This window comes from Flavobacterium sp. HBTb2-11-1, from assembly GCF_009826975.1.
Lineage (GTDB): Bacteria > Bacteroidota > Bacteroidia > Flavobacteriales > Flavobacteriaceae > Flavobacterium.
The window spans coordinates 438,343-454,316 of the sequence record NZ_WUMO01000005.1 but is presented as its reverse complement, the minus strand read 5'-3'; the positions used below and the strand labels follow the sequence as shown (position 1 = coordinate 454,316).

Sequence of the window (15,974 nt, the reverse complement as noted above, 5' to 3'; positions counted from 1 at the left end):
TTTACTCTATTTCCTAAAAAAAATAAAAAATGCCAATATCTCCCAATTTTACATCAGTTTTAAGCAAGGACTGGGAAATCAATTTCACGCAATGTACGCCAAACGGCTACTTAAAATATACAGATTTGTGTAATCTTTTACAATTAACCGCTGCAGCACATTCTGAAGTTGGCGGAATCAGTTTTTCTGATATGCAGGAATTTGATCAAGCATGGGTTTTAAGCCGAATGCGCGTTGAAATTACAGCATTACCAAAATGGCAAGATGTTGTAACCGTAAAAACATGGATTAACAGTTTAGAAAATTCACGTTCTGTCCGTGCCTTGGAAATGTATGTAAACGGAAAAAAGATTGTGGGAAGCGAAACCTATTGGGCCGTTTTCAATACCAAAGCACGTCGTCCAGAAGCTTTAGCATTGCCTTTTGAACATTTCGAATTATTTCCAGAAAAAAGAGCAACAGAAGAAGGATTTTCAAAAATCAATATCAATCACGAAAAAGAAGCCGTTTTTGAAAAAACAGTCTATTTATCAGATTTAGATATTGTAAATCACGTAAATAACGTAAAATACTTGGAATGGTGCCTTGATCATGTTGATCCAAAACGGATCATGAAACAAGAAGTTAAAAGCTTTGAAATGAATTTTATGAAAGAGCTTTCCCTCAATGATAATGTTGTAATTCACGAAAGTGAAGATGATGATCATACAACCGCAACTTTCAGCATTACAAAAGGTGAAAAAACGTGTTTTGCTTTGGAATTGCATTGGAAATAACTTTTCTTTAATCTCACAATACTATCCACAATATTGTCATTTCGACGAAGGAGAAATCTCCACAAGTAAATCCGCAACGAAAATCAAATCTTTGTCGAGCTTCTCGCGAAGATTTCTCCTTCGTCGAAATGACAAACTTGATGTATATTAAAAAAACGATGCAAATTTTGCATCGTTTTTTTATCATAATCATTTCGATTTCTTTTTAGAACCTTTCTTAGATTTCTTCACCTTCTTCTTTTTCAGCAAATCAATTTTATTTTCAATCCTCTTTTCAACATCTATAATATCAGACTCATAATTAAATTGCAACAAATGAAGTTTCGCATTTTTTATTTCTTCTAATGCTTTTTTAAACTCATTTTGCGCTTCTAAAAGAATGGCTTTCTTGACATAAATTTCTGATTTGTTTATTCCTTTAACAGTCAGAGCAAAATCAATTAATTTTTGTGCTTCTTCGTAATCCTCATTTAAAATCAACGTTTTCAAATAATACGGATATACTTCAAGAGCATGAATATTAATCGCTAAAGCTTGCTGAAAATAAGATTTTGCTTCTTCATAATTCATTAAGTGCTCCGCCTGAATTCTTCCGTACAAACACAAAACCATTGTATTTTTATCATCATAAGAAAAAGCATAATCCAAAGATTCTATTGTTCCTTCCAACCAAAACGGATAATTATCCAAGGCCTGAAAAAGGTATTTATCAGTTGTTTTCATTTCGTAAATCGTTTTTTAATTTCTGACGAGTTCCTTTGTAGCTTTTCTCCACTTTGTTCTTTTTAAAATCACTTCCTGTAAAAACTCTCACGGGATTTCCACGCTCTACATGGAGCTGATTTTCCCATTGTTTTCCAACATGATTTTTAAGCTGAATTAATTTCTCGTCTTCTATTTTTTTTAATAATCTTTCTGTTGCTAGTTTTTTGTTTTGGTGTTGCGAACGGCTGTCCATTGCTACAACAGCAATTCCAGTCGGAATATGAGTTGCACGAATTGCCGAACTCACTTTATTCACATGCTGTCCTCCTGCCCCAGAACTTCGCATTGCCTGATATTGAATATCATTTTCTGAAACTGAAGCATTCTTCTGTGGTTCAATTTCAAAAATTCCAATAAACCAGTTTTTTCTTTTATGCATTTTCCTAAACTGACTCTGGCCAATCCACTGAATTGTTCCAATCCAAGATTTCACAAACTCATCGGCATTTTTTCCTTTTACAGAAATTGAGGCAGTTTCAATAGTTCCATTTTCTTCTCCTTTCTCTCTCTGAAGTAAAACCACATCTAAATTCTGATCCTGCGCTTCTTCCAAAACTTTTTTAAGCACTTGGGCAACTACCCAAGTGCATTCTGCAGGTCCGCGACCCGCTGTTATTTGAATTATTCTTTCCATTTTAAATTTCTTCTTAACGATCCATTCTAACAATCTTTGGCGTAAAAGTTCCGAGAACTTCAACTAAGTCAGTTTGATTTGCCATTACTTTTGTGATGTCTTTGTACGCCATCGGAGCTTCGTCAATATTTCCGCCAATCAAAGTCACATCATGTTTCTTCAACTCTTTATTGATCTGACTTTGCGTAAAACTGCTTTTACATTTTGCTCTCGAGAACAAGCGTCCCGCACCGTGGGAAGCCGAGTTTAAGCTTTCAATATTTCCTTTACCTTTTACAATAAAGCCTGGAGCAGTCATCGAACCTGGAATAATTCCCAATTGCCCGTCCCCGGCAGGCGTTGCTCCTTTTCTATGTACAATACATTCCTGACCGTTTACGATTTCTTTCCAAGCAAAATTGTGATGGTTTTCAATCGTTACCACAACTCTTTTTCCAATTGCTTTAGCAATTCTTCTATGAATATCGTCGTGACAAGCTTTTGCATATTCTCCAGCCAAATTCATCGCTAGCCAGTATTCCTGACCATCATGCGTACTCAAATCCAGCCAAGCTAAATGCTGTACATTTTTTGGCAACGGACATTGTTTTGTTGCCAAATAAGTATAATGCTTTGCAATATTTGCACCTAAACCTCGAGAACCGCTATGCGAAAGAACAGCAAAATACTCTCCTTTCTCCAGTTTCCATTCGTTCTCAGGATTATCAATTTTAGCAATCCCAAATTCTACGAAATGATTTCCTCCGCCTGAGCTTCCCAATTGCTTATAAGCTTTTGGCAAAAGATTCTTTAACAACGGAATATCTTGAAATTCACTTTTATGAAAAACCTCATGATCTACACGAGAAGCGTGCGTTTCATACATTCCAAACTTTGTATTGTCTTTTAAAATGGCTTCCAATTGATGTTCTTTTCCTTTAAAATGAGAACCGGGCAAATCAAAAATCGAAAGACTCATTCGGCACCCAATATCAACTCCAACTCCGTACGGAATCACAGCATTATCAGTTGCTAATACGCCGCCAATTGGCAATCCGTAACCCGAATGCGCATCTGGCATTAAAGCTCCTGCAACCGAAATTGGCAGTTTTAATGAATCGTACAATTGAAATTTTGCCTGTTCATCAATTTCATTTTCGCCAAAAATTTTAAACGGCGCTCTGGTGCTTTTAAGCTGATGCATTCGTACTTGAACAGGTTTAATCAGCCCTTCAGCCACTTTTCCCCAAGTTCCATGTCCTTCAAATTTTTCAGGGTTCAGCAAAACCTCTTTTGCTTCTGTTAGAATAGATTCTTTTTTTTCTCTTTTTCTATATCTGTTTATCTGCCCTAAGGCGATGTTTATTGAATTATTCTTTGGAAAGCCTAACTTTATTAGGTCTTTTCCAGATAATTTATTTCCCATAAATTGTTTAATTTTTTTTATTGTGCAGAATAAATCAGATGAAATCTGGAAGAAATCAAAATGAAAAAACATGCGGAATCATTTATCTTTTTGGATAAATACTATTTTTTTTCGGGAAAATTTTGAAGTGTCTAGAATAAAAAAAGCCCGAAACTTATTGTCTTCGGGCTTTTTTATATATCTAAAAATGTATTTCTAAGATTGAAATAAGCCACGAAGAATTGCTGCACCAAATTCGTTTGGTGTGAAGCTTTGTGATGTAGATGTAAGTACAAACATTTTTTCTTCGTTTTAAAGGGTTATTATTTTTTTTCGTGTGCAAATATTCAGAATTGTTTTTTGAATTTCCAAATTTATTTTAAAGAAAATTCTTTAAACAATTCAAATCAGAAATAACATAATAAGCAAAACTAACATATTACTTTAACAATCAAAAGATTAGACTGATAAAAGCATTTCATTTTGGAGCAATAAAAAAGCTCTGAAAATCAGAGCTTAAATTTTATTTAAATGAATTTAATTATTCAGAAACTTTGCTTTTTACAACTAATCTGAAACCTTCTCCGTGAATGTTTAAGATTTCAACATCTTCATCCGCTTTTAGATATTTTCTCAATTTAGCGATGTAAACATCCATACTTCTTGAAGTAAAGTAGTTGTCATCTCTCCAGATTTTTGTTAAAGCTAATTCTCTTGGCATTAAGTCATTTTCATGAAGAATTAGCATTTTAAGCAATTCATTTTCTTTTGGAGATAATTTAATCGGTTCCTCATCTTGGAAAGTAAGGAATCTCAATTTTGAATTTAAATGGAATTTACCAATGTTAAATTCAAATTGTACTTGCTCTGCTTTTGTATCAGCTGATTTTCTTTGAATGATTGCTTTAATTTTCATTAAAAGAACTTCAGAATCAAAAGGTTTATTTAAATAGTCGTCAGCACCAGCTTTGTATCCTTTTAAGACATCTTCTTTCATAGATTTTGCTGTCAAGAATATAATTGGCACCTCACTGTTCTTCTCTCTAATTTCTTTGGCTAAAGTGTAACCATCTTTATAAGGCATCATTACATCAAGAATGCATAAATCATATACGTCCTTCTTGAATTTCTCGAAACCTTCCATACCGTTTTTAGCTAAAGTAACTTCAAAGTCATTTAACATTAGATAATCTTTAAGAACCGCCCCAAAATTTAGGTCATCTTCTACTAAAAGTATTCTTTTGTTAGTATTTTCCATATTTTAATTTATTAATGGTATTTTTATTATAAAGGTGCTACCTTTTCCTTTTTCGCTTTCTACATATACTTGACCATTGTGATCCTCCACTATTCTTTTTACGTATGCCAATCCTAAACCATGACCTTTTACATTATGAAGGTCACCGGTATGCTCTCTGTAAAACTTCTCAAAAACTCGTTTCTGAGCTATCTTACTCATTCCCAAACCATGATCTTTTACTTTTATCAGAATCATGTCCTTCACATTTTCTGTAAAAATTTCAATCTTAGGCGCATCTGGAGAATATTTAATTGCATTTTCTAAAATATTAACCAATACGTTTGTAAAATGAACTTCATTTATCAAAACTGTTGTTCTGGCTGCATTATAATGCTTTTCGACAGTTCCTTGTCTGTCTTCTAAAATTAAATTAACATGCTCTATGGCATCGTCGATTATATCAGTAACTACTGTAGGCTCTTTGGTGATATCAAGCTCCCTTTTTTCTAGTTTAGAAATACGCAATACATTTTCGACTTGAGCATGCATTCTCTTATTTTCATCCCGAATCATTTGAAGATATCGATAAACCTTTTCTTTATCTTCAATAACCTTTGGACTTCTTATCGCATCTAGTGCTAAATTTATTGTAGCGATCGGAGTTTTAAACTCATGTGTCATGTTGTTAATAAAATCTGTTTTAATTTCAGAAATATGTTTCTGACGCAACAGCTGATTTAATGCACTCGTGTAGGCCACAATTATGATTAAAGTAAAAACTATCGATAAAATAGTAATACTTAACAATTCGGATAATAAGAACTTCTTTTTATGAGGAAACGTAACCGAAAGTTCATATCTGCTGTTTCCTTCATTATCTGTATAAATTGGAATATTGTATGTAGCTTCTTTATCATAATGAAATCCGTCAGATTTTATCTTTGTCGGATTACCGCTACTATATATTCCGAATTCAAATTTGGTTTTTACACCGTATTCTTCGAGCTCTTTCTTCAATAATTTAAAAAGCTTATCTTTTGTGATCCTTCCTTCAATCGGAGTCAAAGAAGCAATATCTTTATATTGAATCTGCTGCTGAACTTTATTTAATATATCTAAGCTTCCTGATTTTTCAATTTTCAGATCAGGAATTATACTCTGTCCTAAACTATTATTATCAATTCCGTTGTTGTTATTATAAACTTCAGTTACTCTTTTTGAACTAAAATTTTTAAAACGTTCACTGCTGAATTTTTTGTTAAATACTGAACCATTGATATCATAATCTTCAGATGTCAAGGTATTAGAATAAACAATTGTTTTATTTGTTTTTGTGTTTCTCTGTACATAAAGTACTTCTAGTAAATCTTCTTTTTTTGGAATTTTACCCGTACTGTCTTTAATACGGTTGTATTTGTCGTAGAAACTGTACTCTTCTTGTTGTTCCAGCTTATCTGCAACATTTCCAATTACTTGAGTAACGTGGTATTTAAACTGCTCTTCATTATTTTTGAACGAAGAATTGAACCAAAATACTTGAACCAGAATTATCCCTATCAAGGACAGACTCATCAATAAAACAAGTATTCTAAAAAATAATTTATTCATCGAAACAAAATTAATATTTTAACAATATACTAAATAATACATTAACCAAATATTAACATTTAAGACTGTTTTTGTTTTATATTTAAAATTTTAAGAATTTTAACAACTTCTTCTCTAGCATTTTTAAGATTATTGTTATTAATCACGAAATTGCTCTTAGAAATTCGTTTTTCATCATCCCACTGCATTTTCATTCTGCTTAAAACTTGTTCGCGGGTCGTTTTATCTCGTTTTATCACTCGTTCAATTCTCACTTCTTCTGGAGCTGTAACGGTTATAATTACGTCGCATTCTTTATATCGGCCACTTTCAAATAAAATCGCGGCTTCATAAATCACATAATCAAAATTTTTATATTTTTCTAGCCAAGCTTCAAAATCTAGTTTTACTGCCGGATGCACAATGGCATTCAATTTTGCCAATTGTTCCTTATCATTAAAAACTATCTGTGCTAATTTAGCACGATTCAAAATATCACCATCAAAAATATTGCCACCAAAAGCAGATTTTACTTCATCGAGTATATTTTTTGACTGCATTACTCTTTTAGCACCGTCATCAGCGATATAAACAGGAACGCCCATTTCTTCAAAATAGTTTGCAACAGTTGTTTTACCGCTGCCAATTCCTCCTGTAAGACCAATAACTTTTGTCATTCTTATAATTTAAAAAACATACGCGGAAAAGCTTCTTGTGGTTTTTTCTTTAACAGAATAACTTTCACATATGATTTCAAAAATCCTGTTCCGTAACCATAAAACTGTTTCCAAACAGCTATTACAGACAAGTATCCAATTTTGATGCTTTTGTTTTGCACACTGGCTGTAAGAAAAATTATAACGAAATATACGAAATATAATTGTAATAAAATATCGATATTAAAAATTAACAATAAAAAAGCTAATAATAATCCGAGTATAAAAAATGTTGGAAAGAAAAAAGTAAGCTTATTATGTTCTGGGTACCAGCTATTTAAAATTGGTCTTGCAATACCAAATTTATTCACTTGAATAGAAAACTTCTCCCAATCAATTCTTCTTTTATGATACACATAAGCATCTTTAAACAGTCTTGTTTCGAAACCTAAATTCCACAAACGAATTGACAAATCTGGATCTTCTCCAGGGTGTATGTTTCCAAAACCTTTTGAAGCCTCAAAAGCTTTTTTAGAAATCCCCATATTAAAACTACGGGGCTGAAATTTATTGATTTTCTCAGAACCGCCTCTAATTCCGCCTGTTGTCAAAAAAGAAGTCATAGCAAAATTGATTGCTTTTTGAATATCTGAAAAACTATCAAGCGCTTTATCTGGCCCACCAAAACAGTCCACATAATTTGCATCTAGTTCTTTACGAACTTCTGTCAAATATTGTGAGGGAATAATACAGTCTGAGTCGAAAATGATGAAATAATCACCTCTAGCTCTCTGCATTCCGAAATTTCTAGAATCTCCAGGACCTGAGTTTTCTTTAAAATAATATGATATGTTTAATTTTCCTTGATAATTCATCACCACATCTCGACATGGAATTGAAGATCCATCTTCGACAAGAACAATTTCAAAAGCTTCATTATAATCAGATTTTGAGAGACTTTCCAAAAGCTCATCAACTTCATCCGGACGATTATACACGGGTATAATTAAAGAAAAAATCATAGCAGAATGCGCGTTATTAAGGGTATGTTTTATTGTTTTAAAATTTTAACAAAGATATGGTATATTCACAAAAAAACCATCAACTTTTGGCTGATGGTTTTTCGTTTTCCTGAGTAAATCAGTATTATTTGATGCTTTCTATCTCAACAACTTCGTTAGTGTCTGCGTTATAATCAACACCAGGAACTTCGAAACCAAATAAGTTTAAGAAATCATTTCTGTATCCTGCTAAATCACCAATTTCAGGCAATGTTTCAGTTGTAGCTTCCAACCAAAGTTTAGCCACTTTTTCTTGAACGTCTTCACGCATTTCCCAGTCATCAATTCTGATTCTTCCTTTTTCATCAACTGGAACTTCAGAACCATTGTATAATCTGTCTTGGAATAAACGTTGGATTTGCTCGATACAACCTTCGTGAATTCCTTCTTCTTTCATGATTTTGTATAAAAGAGAAATATATAACGGAATTACTGGAATTGCAGAACTTGCCTGAGTAACCAAAGCTTTATTTACAGAAACATACGCTTTTCCTCCGATAGCTTTTAAAGAATCTCCGATAGTAAATGCAGTAGCTTCTAAATGATCTTTTGCACGACCAATTGTTCCTTTACGGTAAACTGCTTCAGTCAATGCTGGCCCGATGTATGAATAAGCAACTGTTACAGCTCCTTCTGCCAATAAATCTTCATTTTTTAAAGCTTCAATCCACATTGCCCAATCTTCTCCACCCATAACAGCAACTGTGTTTTCAATATCTTCCTCATTTGCAGGAGCAATAGAAACATCAGAAACTTTTCCTGTATGGAAATCGACTGTTTTGTTTGTAAACGTCTGGCCGATTGGTTTTAAAACTGAACGGTGCGTAACTCCTGTATTTGGATTTGTACGCACTGGAGAAGCTAAACTATAAATTACAAGATCTACCTGACCTAAATCTGCTTTAATTAAATCCAGAGTTTCTCTCTTAATTTCGTTTGAGAAGGCATCTCCATTAATACTTTTTGCATATAAACCTGCTTTATGAGCCTCTTTTTCAAATGCTGCAGAATTATACCATCCTGGAGAAGCAGTTTTTCCTTCAACTGGCGGTTTTTCGAAAAACACTCCAATTGTTGATGCACCAGAACCAAAAGCACTAGTAATTCTTGAAGCTAATCCGAAACCTGTAGAAGCACCAATTACTAAAACTTTTTTAGCTCCAGCAATTTCTCCTTTAGATTTTACGTATTCGATTTGATTTTTTACATTTTGTTCAGCTCCAGTTGGGTGGGCAGTCAAACAAATAAATCCTCTCATTCTAGGTTCTATAATCATCTTGCAATTATTTTTTTTTGTATTATTTCAATTTCAGTTTTAATTTTTCAAAAATAGACATTTTATCTTTAACCCTTTTCATATTGGCCTTCATATTGTCAATAAAATTTGGGTTTAATGCGTTTTTCACAGCTTCTTTATAATACCCATAAGCCACAATATATTGGTTTTCGTATTCCGCCATCCTTCCTAATTCACTGTTATAAGAAGAGTTATCAGCATTTTCTAATGTAGCCAATGTAAAATTAATATGCTCTTTTGCCTCGGCATAACGGCCAATATCAATCAGCAAATACGTATAATTTAAGTATGGAGCAGGATATTTAGGATCAAATTTCATAGCCAATTTATAGTGATAGATTCCTCTTTCGTAATCACTTAGCTTGTTATAATAAATCCATCCCAGATGATTATGGGCTTTGCCAAAATCAGGATATTGCGATAAAATTTCTTCCAACAGTTCTTTTGCATCTGCCGAATTTCCTTCAGAAATTAACGAATCTGCTTTTATAAACTGATTTTCGTAAAAACTCAAACTTTCCATTTCTCTGTTTTAATTCAATAATTCCTTTGCGTGATTTAAAGCCGAGTCGGAAATATTAGCTCCTGACAACATCTGAGCAATCTCTATAATTCGATCTTCTTGAGCTAAAAGCTTTAACTCAGACTGTGTATCATCGCCAATAGTCGATTTAGAAACCTTGAAGTGAGAATCTCCTTTTGCTGCAATTTGAGGCAAATGAGTAATAGCAAATATCTGCATCGTTGTACTCATTTCTTTCATAATCTCTCCCATTCTAATTGCAATTTCTCCAGAAACTCCTGTATCAATTTCGTCAAAAATTAAGGTTGGCAATTTTGAATATTTAGCCAAAATTGCTTTCACAGCCAGCATTATACGAGACATCTCCCCTCCTGAAGCTACTTTTTTCAGCAAACCAAAATCGGTTCCTTTATTGGCAGAGAATAAAAATTGCAATTCGTCTTTTCCATTTTGGAAATAAGTTTCAGAAGGTAGCAATTCCATATTAAAACGAGCATTCGGCATTCCTAATGTTTCTAAAATAGCAACCAATTGCGCTGATAGATTCGGGATTGCATTTACTCTGTTTTCATGTATTTTCGATGCATAATTATCTAATTCAGCTGCTTTCTCTTCGATAATTTTAGACAAAGAAGCAATCTCTTCATCCATATTATCCAATTCCAATAAAGAATTACCCAAATCTGATTGGATTTGAAGAAGATCATCTACAGAACTCACCTGATGCTTTTTCTGCAAATTATAAATCAGCTGTAATTTTTGATTTATCAATTCTAACTGTGCAGGATCATTTAATAATTTCTCTGAACAGTTTTCCAATTCTTTAGAAATATCATCAAACTCAATAGTCAAACTTGTAATTCTTTCGAATAGATTTTGATATTCTGGCGAAAAAGGAGCCACTTTTTGCAATGCATTTTTGATTTCATTCAAATTATGAAAAACACCAAATTGTTCTTCATTGGCAATGGCTAAAGATTTATCAAGAGATTCTTTAATGATCTCAACATTATTCAGTTTTTCGTAGTCAGCCTCTAATTCTTCTTGTTCTCCAGATTTTAACTGTGCTGCAACCAATTCATTTAATAAAAATGTATGGTATTCTTGCTCCTTGCTTGCATCACTTTGTTTTTTAAGCAATGCGTTTAACTTAGATTTATCTGATTTATAAGATTTCAGCAGTTTTTGATATTCAGTGATTACATCTGAATTATTCGCAATAGCATCTATAATCTTAAACTGAACGCTCTCATCAGAAAGCTCCTGAGTTTGCTGTTGCGAATGAATATCAATTAAATACAAACTTAAATCTTGCAATTCCTGAAGATTTACAGGACTATCGTTTATAAAAGCACGAGATTTACCAGAAGGAAGAATTTCTCTTCTTATGATTGTCTCATCTTCATAATCTAAATCATTAGCCTCAAAAAAATCTTTTAAATTGTATTTTCCGATTTCAAACTGTGCTTCAATAACACATTTTTCTTCTTTATTTTTTAATGAAGTAAGATCTGCTCTTTTTCCCAAAACAAGACCGATAGCTCCCAAAATAATCGATTTTCCTGCACCTGTCTCACCTGTTATTATAGAAAAACCTTTAGAAAAATCTATGGCTAGCTTTTCAATAAGAGCATAATTTTTAATTGACAGTGATGTAATCATAGGGCGATTTGGTAAAAATAAAAGTTATAATGATAAATAAAGGATTGTAAAAAGAAACGAGATTAGTATTTAATCTGTGACCATTTGGTAGAGTTTAACGGTGAAACTTTATTCAAAACATCCGTTAAATCTGTAATTGGAATACTTGGTCCACCAGAAAAAATAGAAACAATTTCATCTGATTTTGCGTCAAAGAAAACTCGAGTTATAAAAGCATTTGGTTTTACTGAATTTAGTTTTCCTATTAACAGCAAAGCATTTTTTATTTTTTCTTTTGCAGCTTTTTGATCCAATGTCATTGCATCCAATCCTGTATGATAAGCATAAGTTGTTTGGCGTAGATCGCTATAAGTTGGCGCGATCATATCATTAATCAAATAATAACGATTTTGTAATCCGTCTGATTGATTCCACCCTTTAAATCCGCCTTGTTGCGCCACATTGGCAATATTTTGCGCAGTTTGAAGATATGGATTTCCTGCACCCATTTGAAAAGTATCAGCATCCATACCTAAAATCATATAACAATAAAAAGAGATTACAGAAACCAAATTTGAATCGTAAGTATTTGGATTAAACAGCAATGGCTCGTATTCTGTATATCTAAAGTTAAAATCTTTATCGTTATAATTTAAAACAGGAGAAGAATATGTAGAATTAAAAATTAACCTAGAAGATTGAACCTGAATGGTTCCTGTAAACTGATCTGAACTATTTGATGACAAAGTAATATACATAGAACAGTTTATTCTCTCGTTTTGTTTTAAAACTGATCCCGTCCAATCTGTTTTATTTACAAATTCAGACAAAGCAGTCTGAAGTGTTTTAAAGACCTGATTATTTGGATTTGTCAGACGTTCTGTATTGATAGTCACTGTACAATTTAGCTGTTGAGCTTGTACAAAACCAAAGCTTAAAAACACTAATAGCGTAACTAATTTATTCATAATCGTCTAAATATTTAATTTACAAACATAAATTGCTTCCAAATTATGTTTCCGGCGTATATTTTAAATTGATGATTTTGAAAAATGCTGAATAACCTTATTCAAAATATCAGCCGCTACAGATTCTTTTGATTTCAATTCCATTGGCTCAATTTCAAAATTCTTATCAATAAACGTTACTTTATTGGTATCTTTCTTAAAACCGGCACCTTTATCTTGTAAGGAATTTAGAACAATCAAATCTAAGTTTTTTTTCTGAATTTTCAACTTAGCATTTTCAATTTCATTTTCGGTTTCTAAAGCAAATCCAATTAAAAACTGATTTTTTTTGATGGCCCCCAAAGAAGACAGTATGTCTTTTGTTTTTTCCAGCTCTATTGAAAATTCTTCTGTGGTTTTCTTAATTTTCTGATCTGCAACAAATTTAGGTCTGTAGTCTGCAACAGCTGCAGCTGCAATTGCCGCATCAACTTCATTAAAATACAAATGACAAGCATCATACATTTCTTGAGCTGAAACAACATTGACCGCTTTTATTAGACTATTTTTAGCTTTTAAATGAGTCGGACCTGCAATCAAAAACACTTCTGCTCCTAAGCTCGCCGCTTCATTGGCAATATCAAATCCCATTTTACCAGAAGAATGATTTCCAATAAAACGCACAGGATCTATAGCTTCGTATGTTGGACCAGCAGTAACAAGTATTTTTTTTCCTTTTAGCGGCAACTTACTTTCTAAATCAGCTTCAAGAAAAGCAACAATATTTTCAGGTTCAGCCATTCGGCCTTCTCCAGACAAACCGCTAGCCAATTCTCCGCTTTCAGCAGGAATCATAATGTTTCCATACTGTTTTAATGCAGTAAAACTCGATAAAGTTGAAGGGTGCTTGTACATATCCAAGTCCATTGCAGGCGCAAAATAAACTGGACATTTTGCCGATAAATAGGTAGCAATTAAAAGATTATCGCAATTTCCCGTCGCCATTTTAGACAAAGTATTTGCAGTAGCAGGCGCAACCAGCATAAAATCTGCCCAAAGAGCCAATTCTACATGATTGTTCCACACCTCATCTTCATCATCTTGATTAAAGAAACTTGAATGTACTGGTTTTTTTGATAAGGTAGATAATGTAAGTGGAGTTACAAAATCCTTAGAAGCAGGTGTCATGATCACTTGGACATGTGCACCTGCTTTTATAAAAAGTCGTACTAAAGTGGCTGTTTTATAGGCTGCAATTCCACCGGAAACACCCAGTAAAATCTTTTTCCCGTTTAAAACTGACATTGTACTATTATTTGTTTGAACTTCTGTGGTAAGTTTTACCGTCTAACCATTCTTGAACGGCTAAAGCGTGTGGTTTTGGTAATTTTTCGTAAAATTTAGAAACTTCAATTTGTTCTTTATTTTCAAAAACTTCTTCTAGACTATCATTATAAGTAGCAAACTCTTCTAATTTTTCAGTCAATTCTTTTTTAATCTCTGAATTAATTTGATTTGCTCTTTTAGCCATAATGGTAATTGCCTCATACACATTTCCTGTTGGCTCTTCAATAACTGTTTTGTTGTAAGTTATTGTGTTTACAGGAGCATTCGTCTTTTTTAAATCCATGACTTTATTTTATTTAGTAAATTTTTGTAAATCTGTTTCAACTCTGGCATTCATTTCGTCTGCCTTTTCTTTGTATTTTGTATCGCTTTTAAACTTCAATAGATTAGCATAAGCAGTTTGCGCAACATGCAGACGCTCTTCCATTTTTGAAGGAACACTGTTAATTGCCAATTGATATGCTGAATCGTATTTATAAAACAATGCATCTTCTTTTAAAGGCGTTCCAGGAAAATCAGCTATAAAGTTATCAAAAGCTATTATTGCCGATTTATAATCTGAAATTGTATTGTATCCTTTAGCATTTTCATATGCTTTTTTCTCTAATTTTCCGTTCAGTTTTTGCACAGCCTCGTTTGCTTGAGGAATGTATTCTGAGTTTGGATAATTATCAATAAAAGCCTGTAATTTTTCTAATGCTTTTACGGTATCAGCTTGATCTAAACTGTAAACTGGCGATAATTTAGAATAGCTATATGCTCCTAAAAACGCAGCTTCCTGTACTTTTTCACTTCTTGGATAACCCGAAACAAATGCTTCAAACTGATAACCAGCTAGATAATATTGTTTTGTTTTGTAATACGATTGCGAAAACATGTAAAATAGCTTTTCTGCCTGAGGTTTTCCTCGGTAAGAAGTGGCTAATTGCTCAAAAAGACGAATCGCTTTATTATATTTACCGGCATCATACATTTTTGTTGCCATTTCAAATTTTGCTGCAACATCTTCATTTTTCAACGCTTTTTGATATTCTCCACAAGAATAAAAAAGAGTTACAACAATTAATAGCGATAGTATTTTTTTCATTTTCTTACTGTTATTACAATCTCTCAGACAATTATGCCAAAGTGAAATTGCACCGAAGTTTCGGTGGCAAATTTAGTTATTAATTTAGCTACTGCAAAATAATTTTTTAGTATCTTAAAATACTAACACTTTAACAATTATTTAATGCTGTTTTTTACAAACTCATTAAGTCTTGTTGCCAGAGAATCATCAACAGATACTAATGGAAGACGAACAGTATTCTCAGCAATTCCAAGTGCTTGGAAAATTTGTTTGATTCCAGCTGGATTGCCCTGCTCAAAAATCATATCGATACTGTCTGATAAAAAGTAATGTGTTTTGAAAGCGTCTGCTGCTTTTTTATTCAATCCTAAACGAATCATTTCTGAAAATTCTTTAGGAAAACCTTGTCCGATTACAGAAATAACTCCTGCTCCACCCGCTAAAACGATTGGAAGCGCCAGCATATCATCTCCAGAAATCACCAAGAAATCTTTCGGAGCATTTTTAATAATCTGCATTGCCTGAGCCATATCTCCTGCTGCTTCTTTAATTGCTACAACATTTTTAAAATCGTTAGCCAAACGCACCACTGTCGAAGGAAGCATGTTGCTTGCCGTTCTTCCTGGAACATTATATAGGATTACAGGAACTGGAGAAGCTTCAGCAATTGCTTTAAAGTGCTGATAAATTCCTTCCTGAGTAGGTTTATTATAATATGGAGAAACAGATAATATCGCTTCAAAAGCAGAAAAATCTCTTGTTTTTAACTCTTCTACAATCTGCATAGTATTATTACCTCCAACTCCTAAAACTAGAGGCAGTCTTCCCTTATTCACATCGATTACAGTTTTTATAACCAATTCTTTCTCCTCTGCTGTAAGGGTTGCATTTTCAGCTGTTGTTCCCATCACAACAAGATACTCCACTCCACCATCTATAGAAAAGTTTACAATACGCTGTAAAGCTTCGATGTCAACAGAAAAATCTTTTTTAAATGGCGTTACAAGCGCAACACCCGTACCTATTAATGATTGCATATTATTAATT

Annotated in this window: 16 protein-coding genes; 1 reads left to right on the top strand and 15 read right to left on the bottom strand. The window is 33.0% G+C overall.

The features are described 5' to 3' along the window. Positions 1-29 precede the first annotated feature (29 nt). Complete coding sequence (locus GR162_RS13725; RefSeq protein ID WP_008463084.1) at positions 30-776, top strand: acyl-[acyl-carrier-protein] thioesterase; 747 nt, start codon at positions 30-32, stop codon at positions 774-776. Positions 777-965: 189 nt separating this feature from the next. Here the strand turns inward: GR162_RS13725 and GR162_RS13720 are convergent, their stop codons facing one another. From GR162_RS13720 to dapA, 15 genes are all read right to left on the bottom strand, one after another. Beyond that, positions 966-1,499 (bottom strand): hypothetical protein, encoded by a 534-nt coding sequence (locus GR162_RS13720; protein WP_160782639.1) that lies wholly within the window; start codon positions 1,497-1,499, stop codon positions 966-968. Then, complete coding sequence (gene prfH / locus GR162_RS13715) at positions 1,486-2,175, bottom strand: peptide chain release factor H (RefSeq protein ID WP_160782638.1); 690 nt, start codon at positions 2,173-2,175, stop codon at positions 1,486-1,488. The genes GR162_RS13720 and prfH overlap by 14 nt, the downstream gene beginning before the upstream one ends. Positions 2,176-2,188: 13 nt before the next feature. Further along, positions 2,189-3,580 carry an RtcB family protein gene (locus GR162_RS13710; protein ID WP_160782637.1) on the bottom strand — a complete coding sequence of 464 codons (1,392 nt, stop codon included), beginning with the start codon at positions 3,578-3,580 and terminating at the stop codon, positions 2,189-2,191. Positions 3,581-4,100: 520 nt separating this feature from the next. Next, positions 4,101-4,817: a response regulator transcription factor gene (locus tag GR162_RS13705; protein ID WP_008463080.1), complete on the bottom strand. Its 717-nt coding sequence runs from the start codon at positions 4,815-4,817 to the stop codon at positions 4,101-4,103. Positions 4,818-4,820: 3 nt separating this feature from the next. Next, complete coding sequence (locus tag GR162_RS13700) at positions 4,821-6,407, bottom strand: sensor histidine kinase KdpD (protein WP_008463079.1); 1,587 nt, start codon at positions 6,405-6,407, stop codon at positions 4,821-4,823. A 59-nt stretch (positions 6,408-6,466) separates the two neighbouring features. After that, positions 6,467-7,063 carry a dephospho-CoA kinase gene (gene coaE, locus GR162_RS13695; protein WP_160782636.1) on the bottom strand — a complete coding sequence of 199 codons (597 nt, stop codon included), beginning with the start codon at positions 7,061-7,063 and terminating at the stop codon, positions 6,467-6,469. Positions 7,064-7,065: 2 nt separating this feature from the next. Beyond that, positions 7,066-8,064: a glycosyltransferase family 2 protein gene (locus GR162_RS13690; protein ID WP_160782635.1), complete on the bottom strand. Its 999-nt coding sequence runs from the start codon at positions 8,062-8,064 to the stop codon at positions 7,066-7,068. Positions 8,065-8,188: 124 nt separating this feature from the next. Continuing rightward, the gene (gene fabV, locus GR162_RS13685; RefSeq protein ID WP_160782634.1) at positions 8,189-9,379 is read right to left on the bottom strand and encodes an enoyl-ACP reductase FabV; all 1,191 of its coding nucleotides are present in this window, start codon (positions 9,377-9,379) and stop codon (positions 8,189-8,191) included. 22 nt (positions 9,380-9,401) lie between these two features. Beyond that, positions 9,402-9,923, bottom strand: a complete 522-nt coding sequence (locus tag GR162_RS13680; protein ID WP_008463071.1) for a tetratricopeptide repeat protein — start codon at positions 9,921-9,923, stop codon at positions 9,402-9,404. 9 nt (positions 9,924-9,932) lie between these two features. After that, complete coding sequence (gene recN / locus GR162_RS13675; RefSeq protein WP_160782633.1) at positions 9,933-11,585, bottom strand: DNA repair protein RecN; 1,653 nt, start codon at positions 11,583-11,585, stop codon at positions 9,933-9,935. A 62-nt stretch (positions 11,586-11,647) separates the two neighbouring features. Next, the gene (locus GR162_RS13670; protein WP_008463067.1) at positions 11,648-12,532 is read right to left on the bottom strand and encodes a DUF4835 family protein; all 885 of its coding nucleotides are present in this window, start codon (positions 12,530-12,532) and stop codon (positions 11,648-11,650) included. Positions 12,533-12,595: 63 nt separating this feature from the next. Continuing rightward, complete coding sequence (coaBC, locus tag GR162_RS13665; protein ID WP_160782632.1) at positions 12,596-13,816, bottom strand: bifunctional phosphopantothenoylcysteine decarboxylase/phosphopantothenate--cysteine ligase CoaBC; 1,221 nt, start codon at positions 13,814-13,816, stop codon at positions 12,596-12,598. Positions 13,817-13,823: 7 nt separating this feature from the next. Further along, on the bottom strand, positions 13,824-14,141 hold the full coding sequence (locus GR162_RS13660) for a DNA-directed RNA polymerase subunit omega (RefSeq protein ID WP_008463064.1): 318 nt from the start codon (positions 14,139-14,141) through the stop codon (positions 13,824-13,826). 9 nt (positions 14,142-14,150) lie between these two features. Continuing rightward, a complete protein-coding gene (locus GR162_RS13655; RefSeq protein WP_160782631.1) occupies positions 14,151-14,945 on the bottom strand; it encodes an outer membrane protein assembly factor BamD in 795 nt (264 codons plus the stop codon). Positions 14,946-15,082: 137 nt separating this feature from the next. Further along, complete coding sequence (gene dapA / locus GR162_RS13650; protein ID WP_160782630.1) at positions 15,083-15,964, bottom strand: 4-hydroxy-tetrahydrodipicolinate synthase; 882 nt, start codon at positions 15,962-15,964, stop codon at positions 15,083-15,085. Between the last annotated feature and the right edge of the window lie 10 nt (positions 15,965-15,974).

Excerpts from the sequence above, each read along its gene's own strand:
- GR162_RS13725 (WP_008463084.1), top strand. The coding sequence starts at position 30 with ATGCCAATATCTCCCAATTTTACATCAGTTTTAAGCAAGGACTGGGAA.
- GR162_RS13720 (WP_160782639.1), bottom strand. The coding sequence starts at position 1,499 with ATGAAAACAACTGATAAATACCTTTTTCAGGCCTTGGATAATTATCCG.
- prfH (WP_160782638.1), bottom strand. The coding sequence starts at position 2,175 with ATGGAAAGAATAATTCAAATAACAGCGGGTCGCGGACCTGCAGAATGC.
- GR162_RS13710 (WP_160782637.1), bottom strand. The coding sequence starts at position 3,580 with ATGGGAAATAAATTATCTGGAAAAGACCTAATAAAGTTAGGCTTTCCA.
- GR162_RS13705 (WP_008463080.1), bottom strand. The coding sequence starts at position 4,817 with ATGGAAAATACTAACAAAAGAATACTTTTAGTAGAAGATGACCTAAAT.
- GR162_RS13700 (WP_008463079.1), bottom strand. The coding sequence starts at position 6,407 with ATGAATAAATTATTTTTTAGAATACTTGTTTTATTGATGAGTCTGTCC.
- coaE (WP_160782636.1), bottom strand. The coding sequence starts at position 7,063 with ATGACAAAAGTTATTGGTCTTACAGGAGGAATTGGCAGCGGTAAAACA.
- GR162_RS13690 (WP_160782635.1), bottom strand. The coding sequence starts at position 8,064 with ATGATTTTTTCTTTAATTATACCCGTGTATAATCGTCCGGATGAAGTT.
- fabV (WP_160782634.1), bottom strand. The coding sequence starts at position 9,379 with ATGATTATAGAACCTAGAATGAGAGGATTTATTTGTTTGACTGCCCAC.
- GR162_RS13680 (WP_008463071.1), bottom strand. The coding sequence starts at position 9,923 with ATGGAAAGTTTGAGTTTTTACGAAAATCAGTTTATAAAAGCAGATTCG.
- recN (WP_160782633.1), bottom strand. The coding sequence starts at position 11,585 with ATGATTACATCACTGTCAATTAAAAATTATGCTCTTATTGAAAAGCTA.
- GR162_RS13670 (WP_008463067.1), bottom strand. The coding sequence starts at position 12,532 with ATGAATAAATTAGTTACGCTATTAGTGTTTTTAAGCTTTGGTTTTGTA.
- coaBC (WP_160782632.1), bottom strand. The coding sequence starts at position 13,816 with ATGTCAGTTTTAAACGGGAAAAAGATTTTACTGGGTGTTTCCGGTGGA.
- GR162_RS13660 (WP_008463064.1), bottom strand. The coding sequence starts at position 14,141 with ATGGATTTAAAAAAGACGAATGCTCCTGTAAACACAATAACTTACAAC.
- GR162_RS13655 (WP_160782631.1), bottom strand. The coding sequence starts at position 14,945 with ATGAAAAAAATACTATCGCTATTAATTGTTGTAACTCTTTTTTATTCT.
- dapA (WP_160782630.1), bottom strand. The coding sequence starts at position 15,964 with ATGCAATCATTAATAGGTACGGGTGTTGCGCTTGTAACGCCATTTAAA.